Raw genomic sequence first — 1,677 nt, 5'->3', positions numbered from 1 at the left:
TGAACAGGTCGGCTTCCAGCCCATAGTCGGCCACCGAGAAGATCGGCGCTTCCGGGTCCTTGTTGATCGCCACGATCACCTTCGAGTCCTTCATGCCCGCCAGGTGCTGGATCGCGCCCGAGATGCCGCAGGCGATGTAGAGCTGGGGGGCCACGATCTTGCCGGTCTGTCCGACCTGCCAGTCGTTGGGGGCGTAGCCCGCGTCCACTGCGGCGCGGCTGGCGCCCAGGCCGGCGTTGAGCTTGTCGGCCAGCGGCGCCATCACTTCGGTGAACTTCTCGGCGCTGCCGAGTGCCCGGCCGCCCGAGACGATGATCTTGGCGGCCGTGAGTTCGGGACGCTCGCTCTTGGTGATTTCGCGTCCGACGAAGCTCGACTTGCCGCTGTCGGCCACGCCCTCGGCGCTCTCGACCGCGGCGCTGCCACCGGTGGCGGCCGCCGGGTCGAAGCCGGTGGTGCGCACCGTGATCACCTTGATCGCATCGCTGCTCTGCACGATGGCGATCGCGTTGCCCGCATAGATCGGGCGCTCGAAGGTGTCGGGGCTGTCGACCTTGGTGACGTCGCTGATCTGCGCCACATCGAGCTTGGCTGCCACGCGCGGCGCCACGTTCTTGCCGTTGGCCGTGGCCGGGAACAGGATGTGGCTGTAGTTCTTCGCGATGGCCAGCACCTGGGCTGCGACGTTCTCGGCCAGGTTCTCGGCCAGCGACGGGCTGTCGGCCGCGATGACCTTGGCGACGCCCGCGATCTTGGCGGCCGCAGCCGCGGCTTCGGCGGCATTGGCACCGGCCACCAGCACGTGCACATCGCCGCTCTGGCAGGCGATGCCTGCGGTCACGGTGTTGAGGGTCGCCGGCTTGACGGTGGCGTGGTCGTGTTCTGCGATAACGAGTACGGTCATGTCGATTCTTCCTTGTTCCGGCCTCAGATCACCTTGGCTTCGTTCTTGAGCTTGTCCACCAGCGTGGCCACATCGGGCACCTTGATGCCGGCGCCGCGCTTGGGCGGCTCGCTGACCTTCAGCGTCTTCAGGCGCGGCTTGACGTCCACGCCCAGGTCCTCGGGCTTGAAGGTGTCGAGCTGCTTCTTCTTGGCCTTCATGATGTTGGGCAAGGTGACGTAGCGCGGCTCGTTCAGGCGCAGGTCGGTGGTGATGACCGCGGGCAGCGTGAGCTGGATGGTTTCCAGGCCGCCGTCGACTTCGCGGGTGACCTTGACCTTGTCACCTTCGACCTCGACCTTCGAAGCGAAAGTAGCTTGCGGAAGATCAGCCAAGGCCGCCAGCATCTGGCCGGTCTGGTTGGCGTCGTCGTCGATCGCCTGCTTGCCGAGGATGACGAGTTGCGGCTGTTCCTTGTCGACCAGGGCCTTCAAGAGCTTGGCCACGGCCAGCGGCTGCAGCTCTTCGGAGGTCTCGACCAGGATGCCGCGGTCGGCGCCGATGGCCATGGCAGTGCGCAGGGTTTCCTGGCACTTGGCGTCGCCGCAGGAGACGGCGATGACTTCGGTGACCACGCCCTTTTCCTTCAGGCGCACCGCCTCTTCGACGGCGATCTCGTCGAAGGGGTTCATGCTCATCTTGACGTTGGCGATGTCCACACCGGTGCCGTCGCTCTTGACGCGCACCTTCACGTTGAAATCGACGACCCGCTTGACGGGGACCAGGACCTTCAT

Annotated in this window: 2 protein-coding genes; both read right to left on the bottom strand. The window is 65.8% G+C overall.

Translation table 11 applies throughout. The features are described from left to right. The coding region (locus BLS74_RS33540) for an electron transfer flavoprotein subunit alpha/FixB family protein (RefSeq protein ID WP_093112349.1) at nt 1-904 on the bottom strand (904 nt) is incomplete at its 3' end. A gap of 23 nt (nt 905-927) precedes the next feature. Further along, a complete protein-coding gene (locus BLS74_RS33535; protein ID WP_093112348.1) occupies nt 928-1,677 on the bottom strand; it encodes an electron transfer flavoprotein subunit beta/FixA family protein in 750 nt (249 codons plus the stop codon).

The organism is Variovorax sp. CF079, from assembly GCF_900101545.1.
Taxonomy (GTDB): domain Bacteria; phylum Pseudomonadota; class Gammaproteobacteria; order Burkholderiales; family Burkholderiaceae_C; genus Variovorax.
This window is presented reverse-complemented; position numbering and strand designations above follow the sequence as displayed.